The organism is Staphylococcus simulans, assembly GCF_002902285.1.
Taxonomy (GTDB): Bacteria; Bacillota; Bacilli; order Staphylococcales; family Staphylococcaceae; genus Staphylococcus; species Staphylococcus simulans.
Window position 1 is genome coordinate 108,641 of record NZ_PPRU01000011.1, and the last position, 20,800, is coordinate 129,440.

The 20,800-nt window shown below is 34.8% G+C and carries 20 protein-coding genes; all 20 read right to left on the reverse strand.

All coding sequences use genetic code 11. The annotated features are described in order from the left end of the window. Nucleotides 1-86: 86 nt before the first annotated feature. The gene (asnS, locus tag CD112_RS02935) at nucleotides 87-1,379 is read right to left on the reverse strand and encodes an asparagine--tRNA ligase (RefSeq protein ID WP_002480959.1); all 1,293 of its coding nucleotides are present in this window, start codon (nucleotides 1,377-1,379) and stop codon (nucleotides 87-89) included. A 152-nt stretch (nucleotides 1,380-1,531) separates the two neighbouring features. After that, complete coding sequence (locus CD112_RS02940) at nucleotides 1,532-4,222, reverse strand: helicase C-terminal domain-containing protein (protein ID WP_023015198.1); 2,691 nt, start codon at nucleotides 4,220-4,222, stop codon at nucleotides 1,532-1,534. 15 nt (nucleotides 4,223-4,237) lie between these two features. Continuing rightward, the gene (locus tag CD112_RS02945; RefSeq protein ID WP_023015197.1) at nucleotides 4,238-5,209 is read right to left on the reverse strand and encodes a biotin--[acetyl-CoA-carboxylase] ligase; all 972 of its coding nucleotides are present in this window, start codon (nucleotides 5,207-5,209) and stop codon (nucleotides 4,238-4,240) included. Then, entirely contained in the window at nucleotides 5,202-6,401 is a 1,200-nt protein-coding gene (locus CD112_RS02950) for a CCA tRNA nucleotidyltransferase (protein WP_103363820.1), read from the reverse strand. Before CD112_RS02950 ends, CD112_RS02945 begins: the two co-directional genes overlap by 8 nt. Continuing rightward, on the reverse strand, nucleotides 6,394-7,524 hold the full coding sequence (gene bshA, locus CD112_RS02955) for an N-acetyl-alpha-D-glucosaminyl L-malate synthase BshA (RefSeq protein WP_002480963.1): 1,131 nt from the start codon (nucleotides 7,522-7,524) through the stop codon (nucleotides 6,394-6,396). Before bshA ends, CD112_RS02950 begins: the two co-directional genes overlap by 8 nt. Before the next feature lie 35 nt (nucleotides 7,525-7,559). Then, nucleotides 7,560-7,877: a nucleotide pyrophosphohydrolase gene (locus CD112_RS02960; RefSeq protein ID WP_002480964.1), complete on the reverse strand. Its 318-nt coding sequence runs from the start codon at nucleotides 7,875-7,877 to the stop codon at nucleotides 7,560-7,562. 124 nt (nucleotides 7,878-8,001) lie between these two features. Further along, nucleotides 8,002-8,682: a zinc metallopeptidase gene (locus tag CD112_RS02965; RefSeq protein WP_096754697.1), complete on the reverse strand. Its 681-nt coding sequence runs from the start codon at nucleotides 8,680-8,682 to the stop codon at nucleotides 8,002-8,004. Between the two features lie 41 nt (nucleotides 8,683-8,723). Continuing rightward, complete coding sequence (locus tag CD112_RS02970; protein ID WP_103363821.1) at nucleotides 8,724-9,338, reverse strand: DUF1405 domain-containing protein; 615 nt, start codon at nucleotides 9,336-9,338, stop codon at nucleotides 8,724-8,726. Nucleotides 9,339-9,343: 5 nt separating this feature from the next. After that, the gene (locus CD112_RS02975; protein WP_070848723.1) at nucleotides 9,344-9,901 is read right to left on the reverse strand and encodes a YpiB family protein; all 558 of its coding nucleotides are present in this window, start codon (nucleotides 9,899-9,901) and stop codon (nucleotides 9,344-9,346) included. A 17-nt stretch (nucleotides 9,902-9,918) separates the two neighbouring features. Then, complete coding sequence (locus tag CD112_RS02980; protein ID WP_103363822.1) at nucleotides 9,919-11,166, reverse strand: tetratricopeptide repeat protein; 1,248 nt, start codon at nucleotides 11,164-11,166, stop codon at nucleotides 9,919-9,921. A 9-nt stretch (nucleotides 11,167-11,175) separates the two neighbouring features. Beyond that, the gene (gene aroA, locus CD112_RS02985; RefSeq protein ID WP_103363823.1) at nucleotides 11,176-12,474 is read right to left on the reverse strand and encodes a 3-phosphoshikimate 1-carboxyvinyltransferase; all 1,299 of its coding nucleotides are present in this window, start codon (nucleotides 12,472-12,474) and stop codon (nucleotides 11,176-11,178) included. 9 nt (nucleotides 12,475-12,483) lie between these two features. Next, nucleotides 12,484-13,560, reverse strand: coding sequence for a 3-dehydroquinate synthase (gene aroB / locus CD112_RS02990; RefSeq protein ID WP_103363824.1), 1,077 nt, complete (start codon nucleotides 13,558-13,560; stop codon nucleotides 12,484-12,486). Nucleotides 13,561-13,577: 17 nt separating this feature from the next. Continuing rightward, a complete protein-coding gene (gene aroC / locus CD112_RS02995) occupies nucleotides 13,578-14,744 on the reverse strand; it encodes a chorismate synthase (protein WP_023015191.1) in 1,167 nt (388 codons plus the stop codon). Nucleotides 14,745-14,949: 205 nt separating this feature from the next. Then, nucleotides 14,950-15,399, reverse strand: coding sequence for a nucleoside-diphosphate kinase (gene ndk, locus CD112_RS03000; protein ID WP_002480972.1), 450 nt, complete (start codon nucleotides 15,397-15,399; stop codon nucleotides 14,950-14,952). Between the two features lie 105 nt (nucleotides 15,400-15,504). Then, nucleotides 15,505-16,461 (reverse strand): polyprenyl synthetase family protein, encoded by a 957-nt coding sequence (locus CD112_RS03005; RefSeq protein WP_103363825.1) that lies wholly within the window; start codon nucleotides 16,459-16,461, stop codon nucleotides 15,505-15,507. 1 nt (nucleotide 16,462) lies between these two features. Further along, entirely contained in the window at nucleotides 16,463-17,188 is a 726-nt protein-coding gene (locus CD112_RS03010) for a demethylmenaquinone methyltransferase (protein WP_023015189.1), read from the reverse strand. 16 nt (nucleotides 17,189-17,204) lie between these two features. Beyond that, complete coding sequence (locus CD112_RS03015; RefSeq protein ID WP_103363826.1) at nucleotides 17,205-17,762, reverse strand: heptaprenyl pyrophosphate synthase subunit A; 558 nt, start codon at nucleotides 17,760-17,762, stop codon at nucleotides 17,205-17,207. Nucleotides 17,763-17,941: 179 nt separating this feature from the next. After that, nucleotides 17,942-18,214 carry a non-specific DNA-binding protein Hbs gene (hbs, locus tag CD112_RS03020; RefSeq protein WP_002480978.1) on the reverse strand — a complete coding sequence of 91 codons (273 nt, stop codon included), beginning with the start codon at nucleotides 18,212-18,214 and terminating at the stop codon, nucleotides 17,942-17,944. A gap of 169 nt (nucleotides 18,215-18,383) precedes the next feature. Beyond that, nucleotides 18,384-19,382, reverse strand: coding sequence for an NAD(P)H-dependent glycerol-3-phosphate dehydrogenase (locus tag CD112_RS03025; protein WP_023015188.1), 999 nt, complete (start codon nucleotides 19,380-19,382; stop codon nucleotides 18,384-18,386). Between the two features lie 19 nt (nucleotides 19,383-19,401). Then, nucleotides 19,402-20,712, reverse strand: coding sequence for a ribosome biogenesis GTPase Der (gene der / locus CD112_RS03030; RefSeq protein WP_002480980.1), 1,311 nt, complete (start codon nucleotides 20,710-20,712; stop codon nucleotides 19,402-19,404). Nucleotides 20,713-20,800 lie beyond the last annotated feature (88 nt).

Genomic DNA, 20,800 nt, shown 5'->3' on the forward strand with positions numbered 1-20,800 from the left:
TTGATATTTTACCTATTGAAATGGTCCAGTCATCGTTTACACACATGACTGGACCCATTTATTTTTCATTCAAATCATAGAATTGTTTATGGATATAAACGGTTTAATAAGCGTGGGAATGGTGCTGTTTCTCTAACGTGTTCTACGCCAGAAATCCATGCCACTGTTCTTTCTAAACCTAAACCGAAGCCGCTGTGAGGTACTGAACCATAACGACGTAAGTCTAAATAGTACTCATAGCTTTCTTTATCTAAACCATGTTCTTCGATACGTGACTCTAATAATTCTAAGTCATTAATACGTTCAGAGCCACCGATAATTTCACCATAACCTTCAGGTGCGATTAAGTCAGCACATAAGACTGTGTCTTCATTGTCTGGATTTGGCTGCATATAGAATGGTTTGATTTTTGTAGGATAATTTGTGATAAATACTGGTAAATCATAATGGTTTGCGATCGCTGTTTCATGCGGTGCACCAAAGTCTTCACCCCACTCGATGTCATCAAATCCTTCTTGTTTTAAGTATTCGATTGCATCATCATATGTGATACGTGGGAATGGTGTTTTAACTTTTTCAAGTTTAGAAGTGTCTCTGTCTAAGATTTTAAGTTCTAAGGCGCAATTCTTAAGTACAGATTGAACAACATGAGCAACGTATTGCTCTTGTGCTTCTAAACTATCGTCGTGGTTATAGAAAGCCATTTCGCCTTCAATCATCCAGAATTCGATTAAATGACGGCGTGTTTTAGATTTCTCAGCACGGAATGTCGGACCGAATGAGAAAACTTTACCATATGCCATTGCTGCTGCTTCTAAATAAAGCTGACCACTTTGTGATAAGAAGGCATCTTCATCGAAATATTTAGTGTGGAATAATTCACTTGTACCTTCTGGTGCACTTGCTGTTAAAATTGGTGGATCAATTTTAACGTATCCGTTATCGTGGAAGAATTCGTATGTTGCACGAATAATTTCATTACGGATTTTCATCACTGCATGTTGTTTTTTAGAACGTAACCATAAATGACGGTGATCCATTAAGAATTCTGTACCGTGATTTTTTGGTGTGATTGGATAATCATGTGCTTCATGAATAATCTCAATAGATTTAACTTGCATTTCATAACCTAAATCTGAACGATTATCTTCTGTAATTGTACCTGTAATGTACATTGATGATTCTTGATTTAAGTTTTTAGCTGTCGCAAATGTATCTTCATCTACTTCAGATTTCACTACGACACCTTGCATGAATCCAGTTCCATCACGTAATTGCAAGAATGCAATTTTACCGCTAGAACGTTTGTTTTGAAGCCAAGCGCCAATTGTGACTTCTTGACCAATGTAGTTCTTTGCTTCTTTGATTGTAGTCTTCATTATTCAAACTCCTATACTTCTTTTTGACATTTATTAGAGAATTAATGATTGCTCGAAACTTCTAATTTTATCAAGTTGCTTTGAGCATTTGATTAACTTTTAACCCGTATATATTTTATCAAATAAATGCGTTTTCTTCTAGTTGATAAACTCTATTGTGCGGTTAATCGCTTTAATATTTTACTGAACTTTTGCAGATTACCGATTTGCTGATTGAATGCTTTTAACGTATGCATAAAGAAATGCTGATAATTACTTTTGATTAAGCGGTCATCAAAGGAAACAATGATGCCTTTATCATTTTCGTTTCGAATTAAACGCCCTAATCCTTGTCTGAAACGAATGACTGCATCAGGCAGCACATAGTCTTTAAACGTGGAGACAAACTCTGAATCCATCAACCAGTATTTCGTATTGTTCTGATTCATAAACGGCAGTTTTGCAATCATGACACATTTAATGCCGTCACCTTGAAAATCAAAGCCTTCAAAGAATGTTCCTGTTCCTAATAAGATTGCTTTATCAAAGCTGTTGAATTGTTGCGCTATTTTATAGTTTTGACTATTGTTTTGCTGTGACAAGATAATGTAATCTTCAAAATCAGGTAAGTCATTTAATAATTCTTGAACATGATACATCATTTTGTAACTTGTAAAGAGCACTAAACATTTAGATTCAGTCATATTTACATATTCAGTAATATAACTGACAATCGCGTGCTCATATTTTTCTACATCACGATAATGATAAGGCTCAACATCATTTGGAATAAAGATAGTTGCTTTATTTTGGTTATCAACTACATCGTCAATAATATACGTGTTGAATTCAGCATCTTGGTTAAACCACTTTTTATAAGCTTCAAAGGATCCATTAAAAGTTAACGTGCCTGAAATAAAAGTTAAGGCATTAAACTTGTCTAAAATTTGATGTGAAAGTATATCTTTCACCTTATAATCCTTCACATAAATCGTAATCGTTGATTTCTGTTCTAAATTTTTAATGGATAAAAAGCATGTGTGATCTGCTTTTAAACTTTGTTCAATCGCACGGAAGTGGTCATTGATGTACAGTAAATGTTTACGAATTGATTTGATAGTTTTATGACTCATGCCATTAAAGTATTCTAACGTTAAGTTCAATTTATGGATAATCTCATGGATATCTTTTAATATCGGCGCTTTATCAAATTGATTTACAAAATGAATCTTATGATTATCATCATCATGAATCGTAGAATCATGGATAATATCGAAGATTGTCGTAAATAATTGTTCATTCAATTCATGAATATCATTTACTGCGGTTTTAAGTCCAAAAACATCAATCGGTGGAATATCTAATCTTTCTAAGATACGTTTTTGTTCAAGACGATCTACTGCCTTTAATAGTTTTTCATTTTCAGTCTTACCGATTAAACCTAGTTGATATTTAATATCTGAATAGCTGAGTTCATTTGTGACTTGGTCTAATGCATAATCTGGTAAGCGATGTGCTTCATCGATAATACAGTCTTCAAACAATTGATAAATACTATTTTCTTGAGAAGCATGTATTAAATGCGCATGATTTGTTATACCAATTTGGATATTTTGTGCATTACGTTTTAAGAAATTATAGTAATGAATATCATGACGGACCGGCACATAAGTTTCAGCTTTTTGCTCTAAATACATCTTTTGTCCGCCTTTAAGATTAAGCTCTTGAATGTCCCCTGTTTCTGTGTGGGTAATCCATATCAACAACTGCATTTTAAGTAAAGTTACATCGTAGTTTTGTGTTTCGTCTTTAAGGATTTGACTGATGAGTCCTAAAGAAATATATTCACGTTTACTTTTGATAATCGCCGCATTGATACGGTAACCAAGTACTTTTTCTAGTGTAGGTATTTCATGTTCTAATAACTGATTTTGCAATAACTTAGTATTTGTTGAAATCATGACATGTTGTTTAGTTTCAATATTATACATCAGTGCTGCAATTAAATACGCAATAGATTTACCTGAACCTAAAGGTGCTTCAATCAATGCTTTATCATTATGCATGAGTTGATCTAAAATAATTTCTGTTAAATAAAGTTGCTTTGGTCGATATGTGAACCCCAAAGCGTCAATGACCTTTTTATAAAAGTCTTCAGTTGAACCTTCAAAATCAATGGAAGGTGCTTTGAAATCGACTTGTTTTCTGTAAATGATTTGTTCAAATTGAGCGTATTGATTATCTAATGGCTGATCGCCATGATGTCTAACCATTTCAAACAATACATCATGTAACTGATATTTTAAATCTTTGCTTAAGTAATAAAGTTGTTTCAATGTATCAGTCGGTAATGCGTTCAATACATTAAAAGCTTTAACCATTAATTTTGCTGTAGTAGCCGCATCTTCATCAGCGCGATGAGCATTATTCAGTGGAATATTATGATTTTCTGCTAATTCACTCAGCTGATAGCTTTTATCCGTTGGAAATGCAATTTTAAACAATTCTACAGTATCAATCGTTTTTCTTGGATGATAAGTAATATTACATTTTCTAAATGCATTTTTTAAGAAGTTCAAATCAAAAGAGACATTATGTGCAACAAACACACAATCCTTCAAGACTTCATAAACTTCATCTGCAATTTCATGAAAGTATGGCGCTTGTGTTAACATAGCGTCTTCGATTGACGTGAGTGCCTGAATGAAAGGCGGAATTTCTAAGTCTGTCTTTATTAAAGAGTGGTATGAGCCGACAATTTCATAATTACGTACAAATGTAATACCGATTTGGATGATTTCATCATAATCCTTCTGGTTACCTGTCGTTTCTAAATCTACCACTGCATAAGTAGTTTGACTCACACGATCGCCTCCTTTCTATAAATCTATATCTGCACTCATTAAACGGTGGTTTGTACCTGCTTCATCTACGACTAATAAGAAACCATCTTTATCGATATCTATCGCTTGACCACTGAATTGTTCATCATTTTCTGTGAATTTCAATGTTCTATGCCAGATATTCGAGTGTGTTCTATATTCGTCTCTAATAGATTCAAATGGTACGGTTAAGAATTGAATATAACGTTTTTTCATATTTTTTAATAATGTATCTAAAAATGCATAACGGTCTACTTTTTGATCGGCATGTTCAAAAATGCTTGTGGCACGATGTGCAATCTCTTCTGGGAATTCGTCTGCATGTTGATTCATATTGATACCGATACCACATATAACAGCTTCTATACCATCACTGTTTGCGGACATTTCCGTTAAAAAACCACATACTTTTTTCGAACCGATATAAATATCATTCGGCCATTTGATTTCAACTTTATCGTTTGAAAATGGTTGGATAGATTCGCGAATTGCTAAAGCCATAAATAAATTAAATGTAGTGATTAAAGAAAAAGGAACTTTAGGACGAAATACTGCACTCATCCATAGACCTTTCCCTTTTGCTGAGTCCCAAAAACGGTTGAAACGGCCACGCCCTTTCGTTTGTTCATTACTCAACACTAACATTGCGTTTTGATGGCCAACCATTTTTTGTTTCGCAGCAAGCTGTGTCGAATCAATCGTATCATAAACATAGACATCATCGAAAAAACCTTGTGCATCCACAATTTGCTCTACAATTCCAGGATACCAAGTATCCGCAAGCTGTTCTAATTGATGGCCTCTATGATTAACAGAGTGAATAACACACCCTTCTGCTTTTAATTGATCTATAATTTTTTTAACAGCAGTTCTCGAAATTTGTAACTGTTCTGCTATCATTTGACCAGATATATATTCTGGTTGATTATCATATAACATTTTAACGACATCTTGACTATATTTAGACATTTGCTTTCACCCATTTTATGATTTCACTTTGTTCATTTTGCAACTCATGATTGATAATCGCGCATTCTATTTTTCTTAGTATATCTTTTAACCATGGGCCGCCTTTTCGATTTAATGTTTCTAATATGATTTTACCATTGATAGCGATATCACTTCTTTTAGAAATCACTAATTCCTTGTCAATCTCTTTAATTGATTCTTGATTTATTATTAAAGGATGACCTAAATAAATCCTGTTTTCATTCAGTGTTTCATGCATCGACAATATATAAGATAATACAGGCAAGCCGTAGTCGTAAACTAAAAGACGCAATGCTTTTTTATCTGAAAGTGTTTCTAGCTTTTCAAAAATACTACAATACATTTTTACCTTCTTTTTCATATCGTTACTAATTTTTAGTTTTGCTAAAGCACCGTCATTCTCCGGTTGTTTAAACATCATTACCGCAAGCATTAATTCTAATGAAATTGGTTCGCAAATATGAATGTGTGACATCTTATGATTTTTGAAAAATGGCACATAATCAAAGAAATTCAGTTCAAGTAATAATGGATAAACGTGTGCGACATCTTTACCATTTAGTAGTTTCGTTAACTCCACTATGATTCTTTCGATGGACAAATAGGCAGTATCAGCCATACGGTTTTTCATCGCGTTGTATGTGTCATCTTCTATGTCAAACCCTAATTGCGATTTAAAGCGTAAGCCTCGTAGTATGCGCAAAGCATCTTCAGTAAAACGCTCTTCTGCAGGCCCTACTGTAACAATTCGTTTTTGTTTAATATCTTCATATCCGCCGAAATAGTCTCTAATGGTAAAATCAGTATCCATCGCAATCGCATTCATTGTGAAGTCTCTACGCTCTACATCTTTATATAAATCACGTACAAAATAAACTTCATCTGGCCGTCTATGGTCTTTGTATTCACCTTCGGCACGATATGTGGTTACTTCATAATTTTCATTTCGATAAACCACGTTAATCGTTCCATGTTCTTTACCAATTGGGATCGTATGATCAAATATGGATTCGATTTCATCGGGAGAAGCGCTAGTAGTAATATCAATATCGTGAATAGGACGGTTCATTAAATAATCACGGACCGATCCACCGATAAAATAGGCTTCAAATCCATTCTCTTGTATTTGGTTTAAAATAGGTGCAGCTTTTAAAAATAAGTCTTTATTCATGATTTTCCTCTAACATTTGGTTGTAATAATATTCATATTGATCTGCGATTAACTCAGAGTTGAAACGTTCTGTCACATCTTTCAGCATTTGTTCGCGAACACGTTGATACAACGTATCATCCGTTAATAACTTAATCGCATATTCACTCGCTTTATCGCTATCTCCAATATCAACAATAAAGCCTGTTTCTTCATGTTTAATCACTTCTTTAATACCGCCCGCCGTTGAACCGATGGGTACAACACCTGTTTTCATCGCTTCTAATAAAGTTAAACCAAAACTTTCCTTTTCACTTAACAAGAGTACTAAATCAGACATTTGATAAAATTGATTTACAAATTCTTGTTTTCCTAAAAACATGACATCATCTTCAATATCTAGTTCACGTACTAAACGTTTCATTTCCATTAACTCTGGTCCATCACCTAGTAATAGTAATTTCGATGGTATTTGATCATGCACTTTTTTGAAAGTCTCAATAATCGTATCAATACGTTTGACTTGTCTAAAGTTCGAAACATGAATCAATACTTTCTCATCAGGTTTGATACCATAAACTTTTTTCAATGCATCATTTCGTTTTGTCGGAAAATCAATTTCTCTGACAAAGTTATAAATCGGTATGATTTCTTTATCAGTACCGATGATTTCTTGCGTTTGATGTGCTAATGATTTACTTACACTTGTTACAACGTCACTATTTTCAATACCAAATTTAATCGCATCTTTAAGAGAATGATCAAAACCAAGCACTGTAATATCTGTACCATGCAAAGTCGTCATGATTTTGACGTCTTTGCCAGACATTTGACGTCCTAATATGCCGCAAATCGCATGAGGCACTGCATAATGCATATGTAGGATATCTAAATCATATTCACGAATTACAGATGCGATTTTTGTACTTAAACTGATATCATAAGGTGGATATTGAAAAACTGCATATTGGTTTACTTCTACTTGGTGGAAAGTAATATTTGGAAGTGGTTTTCTAATACGAAACGGTAAGTTTGAAGTGATAAAGTGGACATCATGCCCTCTTTCAGCAAGTGTTATCCCAAGTTCAGTTGCGATAATACCTGAACCTCCCATAGAAGGATAACATGTAATTCCTATCTTCATTTCAAACCGACTCTCCTTTATCTCTCTAAATAGTTTTATTTACGTTCAAAACGATCTTTATCTCGTGTATTAAATTTATGCATTGTTTCATCAAAACTTTCGGTCATATCGATATCTAAAGAATTTGCGATACACAATAAAACGAACAGGTTGTCTCCGAGTTCAGCTTTAATCGTATTTTCCTCTTCAGTATCTTTCTTTTTCTTTTCTCCATATACATGGTTGATTTCTCTAGCAAGCTCCCCGACTTCTTCTGTTAAACGTGCTAAATTCGCAAGGGGTGAGAAATAACCAGCTTTAAATTGGCCGATATATGCATCGACTTCTTTTTGCATTTCTGACATAGTTTTCATGCATTTCATCTCCTTACATCTTAACTCCTAGTATATCTTATATTTTTTTATTATGCATTTTAAGTGCAATCTCAACAAAATAAAAAACCTTGCTGCGAGAGCAAGGTTTCATTACTTTATTAAATTAATCGCTTGAGCGTGCAATTAAGATAAATCTTAATAATTCTGCAACTGCAACAGCTGTTGAAGCTACATATGTCATTGCTGCAGCACTCAATACTTTGCGTGCATGTTTATATTCTTTGTCATTAACGATATGCAATGATTTGATATTATTCATCGCACGTTTACTTGCATCAAATTCTACAGGTAATGTGATGATTGAGAACAACACTGCAAATGCCATTAAGAAAATCCCAATCCATAACGCTGTAGAACCGATTGCCATTTGCATCGAAGTTAATACGATACCTGCCATAATTAAAATGTATGACAAGCTGCTACCGATATTAGCTAATGGGAACAATGCGTGTCTGAATCTCAAGTAGAAATAACCTTGAGCGTCTTGAATCGCATGCCCTACTTCGTGTGCCGCAATCGCTGTTGCAGCAACACTTGGACGATTGTAGTTCGCAGGAGATAAACGAATTACTTTTTTAGTCGGGTCATAGTGGTCTGATAAGAAACCTTGACCTTCTAGTACTTCAACATCATTGATACCATTGGCGTGTAATATTTCTTCAGCCACTTCTCGTCCAGTTTTACCACTTGTCGATCTGACTTGTGAATATTTTTCGTAGTTAGATTTAACTTTATGTTGTGCCCAAAGCGGCAAAATCATTAATATTGCAAAATAAATTATCATACTTACTAAAGACAAAATGCTCACTCCTTTATAACATTATTTTACTGAGAACGTAAACTTTGGTCAATTAATTTGCGTCGTATCAAAGGTTTTAAATAAAAATATAAAATGATGCATAGCGTACTTAATATAAACGCAATATATGCAACAAGTTCTAAATGCGTATCGATAAACGGATAGTATGGAAACTGCATAAAGACATAGTCTATTAAGTCATTATGGAATATCCAAATAATCGCAATGAGACCTGCACCTAAAGTGATTTTGAAGCGTGGATAAAATAATATGGCCTCAAATGCCATGATGCCATGTGACACTAATAACATCATCCCGCTGATTGTAATTTCATCGTATTGATAAAATAAAATCAAATTCATGATAACAGCCCATACACCATACTTGATGAGCGTCATAAATGCTAATGCTTCTATGATAGAACACTGTTTATTCAACAAGAACAACAAAATGGCAATACACAAAAAGAGTGAAGCTGTGGGACTATCTGGAATAAATACCCAATAATACCATGCAGCTTCTTTTAACTGACTGCCATACCATATGTAACCGTAAATTGTACCTAAAATATTACAAACTAAAACTAATAAAAGAAATGGGCGTGCATATAACGCCCATCTCCACCACTGCAAGATACTCATCGCTTTCATTCCTTTGTTGGGAAATTATAAGATTTCGCTTTAATCGTATTTAATAAGTGAGACAGTCGATAGAAGTATTCAGGATCATTGATTTGCAAGCTTAAATCTATTGTATTTTGTAGACGGTGAATCAATGATAATTCAGCTTGCGGTGTCGTTGTGACCGCATGCAGATCACTCAAATGAGACGTATATTCTGGTGAAGTTAACAATTGTGCTAATAAAATTTCATCAATACGTATATCTCTTTTAGGGATATGAATTTTGATATCCAACACAGGCTTATCGTATGCGATAAGACGGAAGATTTCATTGGTATTATGATACTGCTTCTGATCAAGCGTCAGTTTAATTCCAATACTTGAGGTTTCATTCACCGCAAGTTCAAGTGTATTACGATGTGATAATGGTTCATCTACAAAATATACGCTCTCTAAACGCTGAATATCAGACTTGATTAAATTCAATACCCATACGCTGATTCTAGATTTAAATTCATATTGAAAGAGTAAATAATCAATCAAGTTTTTCTTCTGCAGATTTAAACTTTCATAATCTCTCATTAAAATTCACCAACACCTTAATCGTATTGCAGTCGTTCAGCTTCTTGTTGCCATTCATCATTGTTTGGATCAAGTTCTAATAATTTAGGTAATAATTGTTTAGCTTGTGCAATTTGTCCTGTTTCAATTAAGAAGAAGTAATAATCTCCTAAGAAATCAGGATTATTTTCAAATGTAGGATGAGCGAGATCGAAGAAATGCTGCGCTTCTTTATCACGTTCTTCTGCTCCTAACGCATAAGCTAAGTTCCACATAAAGCGAGGATCTAAATCGTCTTCGCTCGCATATTGTAAGAGCGCGATAATCGATTCATTATCTTCTTTAGTACGATAATAGCTGCTAAGTTCAATTAAAGGTTCTTGATAAGCGTTATCTACTTCTAATGCGTTAAGTAAGAGTTTTACCCCTTTTTCAGCATCTCCTTGATCTAATTCGAGTTTACCTGTTGATAACATTAGCTCTTTGTAGAAAACATTAAGTCGTAAACCTTCGTGACCGACTTCAATGGCTGACTTATAATCTCTTTGATGTAAATAAAGCTGTTGGAGATAAAAATAGCCTTGAATGTAATCAGGGTCTTTTTCCATTAATGTGCTCATAATTTTAATGGCTTCTTGAACTAATTCATTTTTTTCATATGCTAATGCTTTCTTCATATAGTCTTCTGGGGTCATGTCTTGCTCATGAATGTCGTCATATAATTTAATTGCGTCGTCATAGTTACCGCTTTGTAAAGCACTATCTGCAAGTCGCGCATACAAGTTGACCCCGTTTACCATATATTCACCAGTTTCTAGAACTGTTTCATATTCTGCAGACGCACGTAAATATTGCCCATCGAAGTACATCAATTCAGCAAGAGCGAAATGCAGAACGGGATCATTCGGTTCTAACTCAATCGCTTCTTGAACTTTATCAATGGCTACTTCAAGCATATTAATTTGTTGATATAAATCTGCTTCTAACATTAAACGTTCTGTAGTCAGGTCTGCTTGGCTCAAATATTCTAAAGCTTCATCTGTCTTATCCTCAGAAATCAATCCATCAATGAAATAAATCAATAATTCTGGTTCGTTTGGATATTTATTATATAAGGCTCTAAATACTTCTAAACCTTGAGGAGTTAAACCATAGTTATAGAGTGTTTCTCCTAACATGAATAATGTATCGTCATCAGCTGTTGAAATTGCTTGCTCAACTCTGCTGTCTAAGTTATCTATTTTTTGCAGATGAATATCATCAATTAATTTTTGTGTATCTTCCATACTTTCAAATTATCCTTTCTGTGCTATCGATTTAAGTAAAGGTAAGAATTCTGGGAATGAAGTGTTGACTGAATCGAATCGTTTGATGTGAAGCGGTTCAGTTCCTAATAGTGACGCAATTGCCAAGGTCATTCCAATGCGATGATCAGTGTAAGAACTTACCTCTGCTGCATGTTCGAATGTAGATGGATGAATCACAAAACCATCATTGGTTGGATGAACTTCAAAGCCGAGTAAGCCGAGTTCATCTGAAGTTGTTTCAATTCGATTCGTTTCTTTGTATTTTAACTCTTCTGCATCTTTAATCACGCTTGAACCTTGTGCTTGTGTACATAACAAAGCAACGATTGGAATTTCATCGATTGCGCGTGTAATTAATTCGCCTGATATGTCGAGTGGTTTTAAATCGGGTGTGTATTTGATGCGTAAAGAAGCTGTAGGTTCCGCCCCTTCTGTCACATTGAAAATTTCAATGTTCGCATTCATTTTCTGTACTATATCTATAATACCAGAACGTGTCTCATTCATTCCTACATTATGAATTGTAATATCGCTGTCTGGTGTAATTAATGCTGCAACAATAAAGAAAGCAGCTGATGAAATATCACCCGGTACTTTAAAATCTCTTGCTTGAATAGAATCAATCGCACGTGGTGTCGTTTCGATTGTCATACCATCAGTTTTAATCGGTATTTGATAATGTGCAAACATGGTTTCCGTGTGGTTGCGTGTAATACCTATCTCGTGGATTATAGAAGACGCATCAGAAAATAAGCTCGCAAATAGAATGGCACTTTTACCTTGTGCACTTGCTACTGGCATTTTATAATCGATGCCTTTAATTTGTCCTTTATTGATTATTAAAGGTGTATAATTGCCATCAATACCGCGAATTGCAGCGCCCATCTCAGTTAAAGGATCAATGACTCTGTTCATAGGTCGTTTGCCGATAGATTCGTCACCAGATAATACAGAATCAATTCCTAATCCACTAAGTAATCCAGCCATGATACGTGTCGTCGTACCTGAATTACCCGTATACAAAGTTTGATGCGGTGTAACGAATTTTTGATAACCTGGAGAATTTACAATTACTTTATCATCTTCAACTTTAAACTCAACACCAAGTTGGCGAAATATTTGAATTGTACGTAGGCAGTCTTCTGCCAATAAAGGTTTATAAATAGTTGATTGTCCTTCTGCTAATGAACTTAACATAATCGCACGGTGTGTCATAGATTTATCACCAGGTACTTCTATTTCACCGCGTAAAGGACCTTGAACATTGATTTCTTCAGTTTTACTCATTAGTTTCACTCACTTTAACAGGTTTTGTAGTTGTTCAAATGCATTTTTGAGCACAGTATTATCAACATGTGTCACCACTGGTTTGCCAATTTCAGACAAGAGCACCATCTGAACGCCATTTTGATCGTTTTTCTTATCTTTTAACATTAAATTTAATAAAGGTTGGAATTCAGCATTTAAAACAACATCAAGCGGATATTCCAATTTTTGCATATAATCTACGAAGTGTTGGATATCATAATTTGTGTCTAAAATGAGATTAGAAACAATGAATTGATAAATGATACCAATCATTACTGCGTGACCATGTGGTATTTTCTCATGATATTCAACCGCATGTCCAAAGGTATGACCAAGATTTAAGAATTTGCGTTTCCCTTGTTCATGTTCATCAGCAACAACGATATTCAGTTTTGTTTCAATACCTTTAAGTAAGAAATCATCTAATTGGTTAAGTTCTGATAATGCAGTTATATTTGGATAAGCTGCTTCAATTTCTCTTAGCGCACTTTCGCCGTTCAATAATGCGTGTTTATATACTTCAGCGTAGCCACTGCTGATTTCAACATAAGGTAATGATGTTAAAAAGTCTAAGTCATATATAACAGCTTTAGGACGATGAAAAGCACCTACTAAGTTTTTACCTTGAGGCGTATTGATACCTACTTTACCACCAACGCTTGAATCATGTGCAAGAATGGTTGTTGGTACTTGTATAAAATCTACGCCACGTAATAATGTTGCAGCTACAAATCCGGCAAAATCTCCAACCACGCCTCCCCCGATAGCGACTATACATGTATTACGTGTGATACCTGTTTCTAAAAGTTGTTCAAGCACAGACTCATAAACAGAAAAGGACTTCGTTTGTTCGTTTCCTTTTACTGAAATCATATGTGAAATCTGATTTGATTTGATAGCTGAAGTTGCTTGTTCTATTTTGGTTGGATGAAAACTTGCTACATTTTTATCAACAATGAAAGCGACATCTCTGTATTGTGACAAAAAAGTACTTAAATGAGTCATTGCATCATGCTGAATAATAATAGGATAGTTATTGTCTTGATATGTTGTCATCAGTTGCATCTTAATCACCTTTGATTTTAAAATTCAATGTTACGTTGTCTGCGTTCTTCTACTTGTGCTTGAAGTTGTTCCATATAGTTTGATTGGAATTCTTCTAATAATGATTTCGTAATTTCAAATGCTACTGCATGTTCACAAACGATACTTGCTGCTGGTACGGCGCAGCTGTCTGAACGTTCAATTGTAGCTTTGAATGGCTCTTTTGTTTCAATATCTACAGAAGCTAATGGTTTATAAAGAGTTGGGATAGGCTTCATCACACCGTTGACTACAATCGGCATACCATTGCTCATTCCGCCTTCTAAACCGCCGAGATGGTTCGAAGCACGTGTATAGCCTGTTTCTTCATTATAAAGAATTGGATCTTGGATTTGACTGCCTGGTTTTTCGGCTGCTTTAAATCCTTCGCCGAAGCTTACACCTTTAAAGGCATTGATACCGACTACTCCTTGAGCAATTCTGCCGTCTAATTTACGATCGTAATGAACATAACTGCCGACACCGACTGGCATATGATCAACGATTACTTGTACGACACCACCAAGTGAATCGCCGTCTTTTTTAGCTTGATCGATTTTATCTCTGATTGCTTGTGCTTTTTCTTCATTGATAACACGAACATCATTACTATCTTCATGAGATTTAATTGTTTCCAAATCATATTCAGCGTCATCTTTGATACCACCGATTTCAACGACACGGCTGTATATATCAATACCTAATTGTTTTAATAAAATTTTACATAAGGCACCGACAGCTACACGCGCAGCTGTTTCTCTTGCAGATGAACGCTCTAAGACGTTTCTTAAATCACGATGATTGTATTTAATACCGCCGACAAGGTCTGCATGACCAGGTCTTGGTTTTGAAATTTTACGTTTCATTTGTTCTTGTTCTTCTTCAGAAATAGGAGCAACACCCATAATATTTCTCCAATGTGTAAAGTCGTCGTTTGTCACTACAAAAGTAATTGGGCTTCCTAATGTATAGCCATTACGCACACCAGAAACAATTTCTACTGCATCTTTTTCAATTTTCATTCGACGACCACGACCATAACCGCCTTGACGTTTAAACATTTCTACGTTGATATCTTCAGCTGTTACAGCTAAATTAGCTGGAACGCCCTCAACAATTACAGTCAGTTGCGGTCCATGGGATTCTCCAGAAGTTAAAAATCTCATTATGCAATCACTCCATTTCAAATTAGTAATAATAAGTATACCTACTATCATAGCACACGTGAAATATGGACAGAAACAATTAAAATGATTTAATTGTAAAATTTTTCTGACTATTGTAGCGGGTAAAAAATAAAACCAGACTGAATAAGTAATTCAATCTGGTTTACATTGGATAAAATGAATTTAATTTGTATACTCTATATTATTATTCGTATAACCATTCTTCATTGTTGGCTGTGTAAACACTTAGTTCATTAGGTTCGAACCATAAGCTGATTTCTCTTTTCGCAGATTCTGGAGAATCTGAACCATGAATAACATTTCTGCCTACAGTTAAGCCTAGGTCACCTCTGATAGTACCTGGTGCTGCTTCAGTTGGATTTGTTTTACCAATCATATTTCTTGTTACTTCTACTACATTTTCTCCTTCAACTACCATCGCAAATACTGGTGCTGAAGTAATAAATGAAACAAGACCTTCGTAGAATGGTTTATCAGCATGTTCACCGTAATGTGTTTCTGCTAATTCTTTGGAAACAGTCATAAATTTACCGCCAACGAGTTTTAATCCTTTTTTCTCTAAACGAGTGATGATTTCTCCAACGATATTACGTTGAACACCATCTGGTTTAATCATTAGAAAAGTTCTTTCCATTTCGCAAATCCTCCTGAAAATAGATGTGTATTTTTATGAATCTAAATAAATACATTTTTAGTTTAACAGTTTATTTAAGCGCTTTCAATATTTTGTGATTGTTTTTTATACATTTCTAGATTCCATACGCTTAATTAGCTTTTTAAACCATGTTGTAGCTGTGTTTTCTTCTAATTCATCTAACAAACGTACTGCTTTTTGTAAATAATGACGACTCACTTGCTTAGATTGGTCGATGCTGTCAGATTGTCTAATATAATTAACACAATAAATAAAATCTTCTTTTGGGCTATTTGGTTGTAATGCATCAATCTTTTGTTTGAATGATGGATTATTTCTGATTTCTAATAGCACTGGTAACGTTATATGACCATTCATTAAGTCGCTGCCAACTGGTTTACCTAGTTGTTTCTCAGTACTTGTAAAGTCTAGAATATCATCGACAATCTGAAAACTCATTCCAATATAATGTCCGATTCTTTTCATTTTATTAGCCGTTTTAGTATCTGCATGTGCAGATAATGCACCTAGCTCTGTCGCTAATTGAATCAACAAAGCTGTTTTGCGGTTAATTCGACGTAAATAATTTGTAACAGGTTGGTTTGAGTTGAATTGATCTTGGAATTGGAAGAGTTCCCCACGACATACATCTACAATAGCATGTGATAAAATTGTATGTATTCTTTTGTCTTCAATTGATGCAATGTGTTTTAAAGCTAAAGCTAATAAGTAATTCCCTGTTAATATCGCTGTATCTTGATCCCATTTATTACTGATAGTCAAACGGCCTCTGCGTTTATCACTTTTATCAATCACATCGTCATGCACTAAAGTTGCCATATGAATCAATTCTAACGAAACAGCAATTTTATAAGTATCTTTGTTTCTAGGTGAATCCCCATATTCACTGCTTAAAATAACAAAAGACGGACGCACACGTTTACCGCCTGATGAAAGTAAATGGTGTGCCGCCTCTTCTAATACAACATTATTGCTTTTTATTGTGTCCTTCAGTTGTCTTTCAATTTTTTTAACTTCTCTATTAATGTTCAGCTTATCCACATTAATCACCTTTTGCTGTTTCTTTTTCCTTATACCCTAAATGCATTGCGGCAACTCCGCCAGTGAAACTTTTAACTTCAATATCTCTGAAGCCTGCTAATTGGAACAGCGCTTTAAGTTCATCACGATCTGGGAAGTTGAAAGCTGACTGTTGAAGCCATTCATATTCTTCTTTAGATTTAGCGAAAAACTTACCGAAAATCGGCATGACAAATTTAAAGTATAATTGATAAAGTTGTTTGAAAACTGGGATTGTAGGTTGGCTTGTTTCTAAGCAGACCACCATGCCACCTGGTTTTAAAACACGGTTCATTTCTTTAAGTGCAATGACATAATCAGGGATATTTCTTAATCCGAAACCAATTGTTACGTAATCAAATTCATTATCATCAAAAGGTAATTCCATGGCATCGCCTTGTACAAGTTGAATGTTAGCCATATTTTTAGTCTTTTCTTCTCCAACTTTTAACATGTTTTCACTGAAATCTAGACCAATGACTTCACCTGTAGGACCGACAGCCTTGCTTAATGAAATTGTCCAGTCCGCTGTACCGCAACAAACATCTAATGCTTTGCTGCCAGGTTTAACTTGCATTGATTTCATGACGCGTTTACGCCATACTTTGTGCTGTTCAAAACTGATAATATTATTGAGTCGATCATACTTAGTGGAAATGTTTTGAAAGACTTTGTGCACTTTTTCTTTATCTGCTTTATTTTTAGCCATATATATTACCTCTACTTTATTTTATATTACTGCGCAATTCATTAAAAATAGCTTCGAGTTCTGTTTCACTATAATCTTTAAGATACGCTGGATAATTTTCTGAAGCGTATTGAATTAAACTATCTTTTGCGTTGCTTAATTCAACATTTGGATTGAAATGCTGGATGGTAATTGCAGGGAAAATAGTTTCAATATATCGAACTGCGTCTTTTATCGCGTCATGAGAAAGCGTTTTGTAATGCAAAGCGGTTTTTAATTCGTTTACTTTAATGATTGCATTGCTCATAGCTTCTAGATATTCTGAATCATTGATAGATGCTGTCAACGTATAAAAATGTGCACTGATCAAATCCCCTATCAGAATCGCATTTTTAGAAAGATGACTACTCGTGATTGAATCAAGATGACTCATGGATGTATCAATTGCGAGGCATGCTAATTTTGCGTCAGGCAAAATATCTTGCGCATCAAGTACATGAGCCAATTGATGATTATACTGAATTGGTTCATGACTATGTATACCATTAAGCTTACGATCTATTTGTTTTTTTAATGTACTTAATGTTGAATCCATGTCTGCACCTCACGTTATTAATCAATAATCATCTTAACATTATATATAGAAAAATAAAATCACTTTTGTTCAACTGCTTGCAATATCTAGCAATTTCAGTCGTAAAAGTAATTCAATGTAAAAGTATGTAATAAAAAGAAAAGCCCCGAAAAGGGCTTTTCTGTTAAGTATTGAATTCATTATTTAACTGCATCTTTTAAAGCTTTACCAGCTTTGAATGCTGGAACTTTGCTTGCTGGGATGTCGATTTCTTTACCAGTTTGCGGGTTGCGACCTTTACGGGCTGCACGTTCGCGAACTTCAAAGTTACCGAAACCAATCAATTGTACTTTTTCACCGTTTGATAGTGAGTTTTGAATTGATTCGAATACAGCATCAACTGCTAAACCAGCTTCTTTTTTAGTTAATTCAGCTTGTTCTGCAACAGCATTAATTAAGTCTGTTTTGTTCATTATGAGTCACCTCCCAAGGGTTTGCTAATGATAACTTAATATCATTATGCTATGACTTTAACACAACGGCTCTTACTATCGCAATTATTTATAAGCATAAAACCGCGATTTATAAGGTTTTTTAGCCACCTATGTGTAAATATACAATAATAGTAAATTAATTTAATTTCTATTCTGACTTTTTGTCTCTATCCATTAATAATTTTAAACTTTTCTCTAATGGCACATTTTCAAACAATACGCCATATAATGCAGATGTTATCGGCATATCAATGTGTTTTTCTTTAGCTAAATTATGCACAGATTCAGTTGTATAGAACCCTTCAGCAACCATGTTCATTTCTGAAAGTGCTTCTTCTACTGTTTTACCTTGGCCGATTTTATACCCAAGTGTATAGTTTCTTGAATGCGTTGAAGTACAAGTTACAATTAGGTCCCCGATACCGCCGAGACCTAAAAACGTCATCGGATCTGCGCCAAGTGCTTCCCCTAATCTGCTGATTTCAGCTAATCCACGTGTCATTAAGGCTGCTTTAGCATTATCGCCGAACCCCATACCAGCTACAATACCACTAGCCACGGCAATAATGTTTTTTAAAGCGCCTCCTAATTCTACGCCAACCAAATCGTTATTCGTGTATACACGCAGATATTCATTCATAAATAAATCTTGTGTTAATTTACTGATTTCTGGGTCTTTAGAAGAAGCTGCAACAGTTGTTGGTTGTTGAATAACTACCTCTTCCGCGTGACTTGGTCCAGATAATACAGCAACACCGCCATTATGTTCTGGCGCAACAGAATCTTCAATCATTTCTGATACACGTTCGAATGTTGAGTTTTCAATTCCTTTTGCGACATGGATAAACACTTTTTTCGAATCTAATTTCTCATCGATTTGTTTAACTACTTCTCTAATAGCTTTTGTTGGTAACGCAATCAGATACGTATCTGAAAAATTGACAGCTTCTTCTAAATCAGAAGTGGCTTTAATTGTCTCTTCTAATTTAGCTTCGTTTAGATAGCGTGAATTTGTATGATAAGTATTGATTTCCTCAATGCTTTGTTTATTTTTACCCCACATTAAGACCTCGTGACCGTTTTGTGCGAGTACATTCGCTAATGCTGTACCAAAACTGCCCATACCAAAAACGGCAACCTTACTCATATACTTCATCCTTTCAATACTAATTTCGTTTTCTTGGAATTATTTTGATTGGTGTTCCTTCGAAACCAAATGCATCTCGAATCTGATTTTCTAAGTAGCGTTTATATGAGAAGTGCATTAGTTCTTCATCGTTAACAAATACCACAAATGTTGGTGGTTCAATAGCAACTTGTGTTGCATAGAACACTTTTAATCTGCGACCTTTATCAGTCGGTGTTGGATTCATTGCGATAGCATCTGTGATGACTTCATTCAATGTTGAGCTTTGAACACGTTTTTTATGGTTTTCGCTCGCTTCATTGATTAATGGGAACAATGTACGTAAACGTTGTTTTTCTTTCGCAGAAACAAATGCGATTGGTGCATAATCTAAGAATTGGAAGTTTTTACGAACTTCGTCTTCGAATTTTTTCATGGTTTTACTGTCTTTTTCAAGCGTATCCCATTTATTTACTACTATAACAATAGCTTTACCCTCTTCATGTGCATACCCTGCAACACGCTTGTCTTGTTCAATAATACCTTCTTCAGCATCTAAGACAACAAGTACGACATTAGAGCGCTCTATGGCCTTTAATGCGCGTAATACAGAGTATTTCTCTGTTGATTCATATACTTTACCTTTTTTACGCATACCTGCTGTATCAATTAAGACATAATCTTGTCCTTCATAAGAATATTCTGTGTCAATGGCATCGCGTGTTGTTCCGGCGATATTAGAAACAATAACACGATCTTCCCCAAGAATTGCATTGACTAAGCTGGATTTACCAACATTAGGACGTCCGATTAAAGATAATCTGATAGTGTCTTCATCATAAAGATCGTCGCCTTCATCTTTGAAGTGTTTAGCTACTTCATCTAACAAATCCCCTAAACCAAGTCCATGTGAACCTGAAATAGGGAATGGTTCTCCGAAACCAAGTGCATAGAAATCATAAATGTCTGCTCTCATTTCTGGATTATCAACTTTGTTGACAGCTAAAACGACAGGTTTATTTGTTTTATAAAGCATCTGCGCAATCATTTCGTCAGTTTGTGTTAATCCTTCACGTTGGTTAACCATGAAAATAATAACATCTGCTTCATCAATTGCGACTTCAGCTTGTGCTCTGATTTGTGTTTGGAATGGTGCATCAGATAATTCAATACCGCCTGTATCAATGATATTGAAGTCATGTGTCAACCATTCACCGCTAGAATAGATGCGGTCTCTTGTAACGCCGGGTGTATCTTCTACAATCGATACACGCTCTCCGACAATTCTATTGAATATTGTGGATTTACCGACATTCGGTCGACCTACAATAGCAATAACAGGTTTAGTCATAAGCTAACTTCCTCTCTTTCATATATCTAGTTAATTTTATCACATGGCTTATTTAAAGCAAAAGAAATTTAGGCAATAAAAAGTCAAG

Excerpts from the sequence above, each read along its gene's own strand:
- CD112_RS02975 (WP_070848723.1), bottom strand. The coding sequence starts at position 9,901 with ATGAGAGATTATGAAAGTTTAAATCTGCAGAAGAAAAACTTGATTGAT.
- CD112_RS02970 (WP_103363821.1), bottom strand. The coding sequence starts at position 9,338 with ATGAGTATCTTGCAGTGGTGGAGATGGGCGTTATATGCACGCCCATTT.
- der (WP_002480980.1), bottom strand. The coding sequence starts at position 20,712 with ATGACTAAACCTGTTATTGCTATTGTAGGTCGACCGAATGTCGGTAAA.
- aroB (WP_103363824.1), bottom strand. The coding sequence starts at position 13,560 with ATGCAACTGATGACAACATATCAAGACAATAACTATCCTATTATTATT.
- CD112_RS02950 (WP_103363820.1), bottom strand. The coding sequence starts at position 6,401 with ATGAATAAAGACTTATTTTTAAAAGCTGCACCTATTTTAAACCAAATA.
- hbs (WP_002480978.1), bottom strand. The coding sequence starts at position 18,214 with ATGAACAAAACAGACTTAATTAATGCTGTTGCAGAACAAGCTGAATTA.
- bshA (WP_002480963.1), bottom strand. The coding sequence starts at position 7,524 with ATGAAGATAGGAATTACATGTTATCCTTCTATGGGAGGTTCAGGTATT.
- CD112_RS03010 (WP_023015189.1), bottom strand. The coding sequence starts at position 17,188 with ATGGCTAAAAATAAAGCAGATAAAGAAAAAGTGCACAAAGTCTTTCAA.
- aroA (WP_103363823.1), bottom strand. The coding sequence starts at position 12,474 with ATGAGTAAAACTGAAGAAATCAATGTTCAAGGTCCTTTACGCGGTGAA.
- CD112_RS02965 (WP_096754697.1), bottom strand. The coding sequence starts at position 8,682 with ATGATAATTTATTTTGCAATATTAATGATTTTGCCGCTTTGGGCACAA.
- CD112_RS03025 (WP_023015188.1), bottom strand. The coding sequence starts at position 19,382 with ATGAGTAAGGTTGCCGTTTTTGGTATGGGCAGTTTTGGTACAGCATTA.
- CD112_RS03015 (WP_103363826.1), bottom strand. The coding sequence starts at position 17,762 with ATGGATTCAACATTAAGTACATTAAAAAAACAAATAGATCGTAAGCTT.
- asnS (WP_002480959.1), bottom strand. The coding sequence starts at position 1,379 with ATGAAGACTACAATCAAAGAAGCAAAGAACTACATTGGTCAAGAAGTC.
- ndk (WP_002480972.1), bottom strand. The coding sequence starts at position 15,399 with ATGGAAAGAACTTTTCTAATGATTAAACCAGATGGTGTTCAACGTAAT.
- CD112_RS02960 (WP_002480964.1), bottom strand. The coding sequence starts at position 7,877 with ATGAAAACTATGTCAGAAATGCAAAAAGAAGTCGATGCATATATCGGC.
- aroC (WP_023015191.1), bottom strand. The coding sequence starts at position 14,744 with ATGAGATTTTTAACTTCTGGAGAATCCCATGGACCGCAACTGACTGTA.
- CD112_RS02945 (WP_023015197.1), bottom strand. The coding sequence starts at position 5,209 with ATGTCTAAATATAGTCAAGATGTCGTTAAAATGTTATATGATAATCAA.
- CD112_RS02980 (WP_103363822.1), bottom strand. The coding sequence starts at position 11,166 with ATGGAAGATACACAAAAATTAATTGATGATATTCATCTGCAAAAAATA.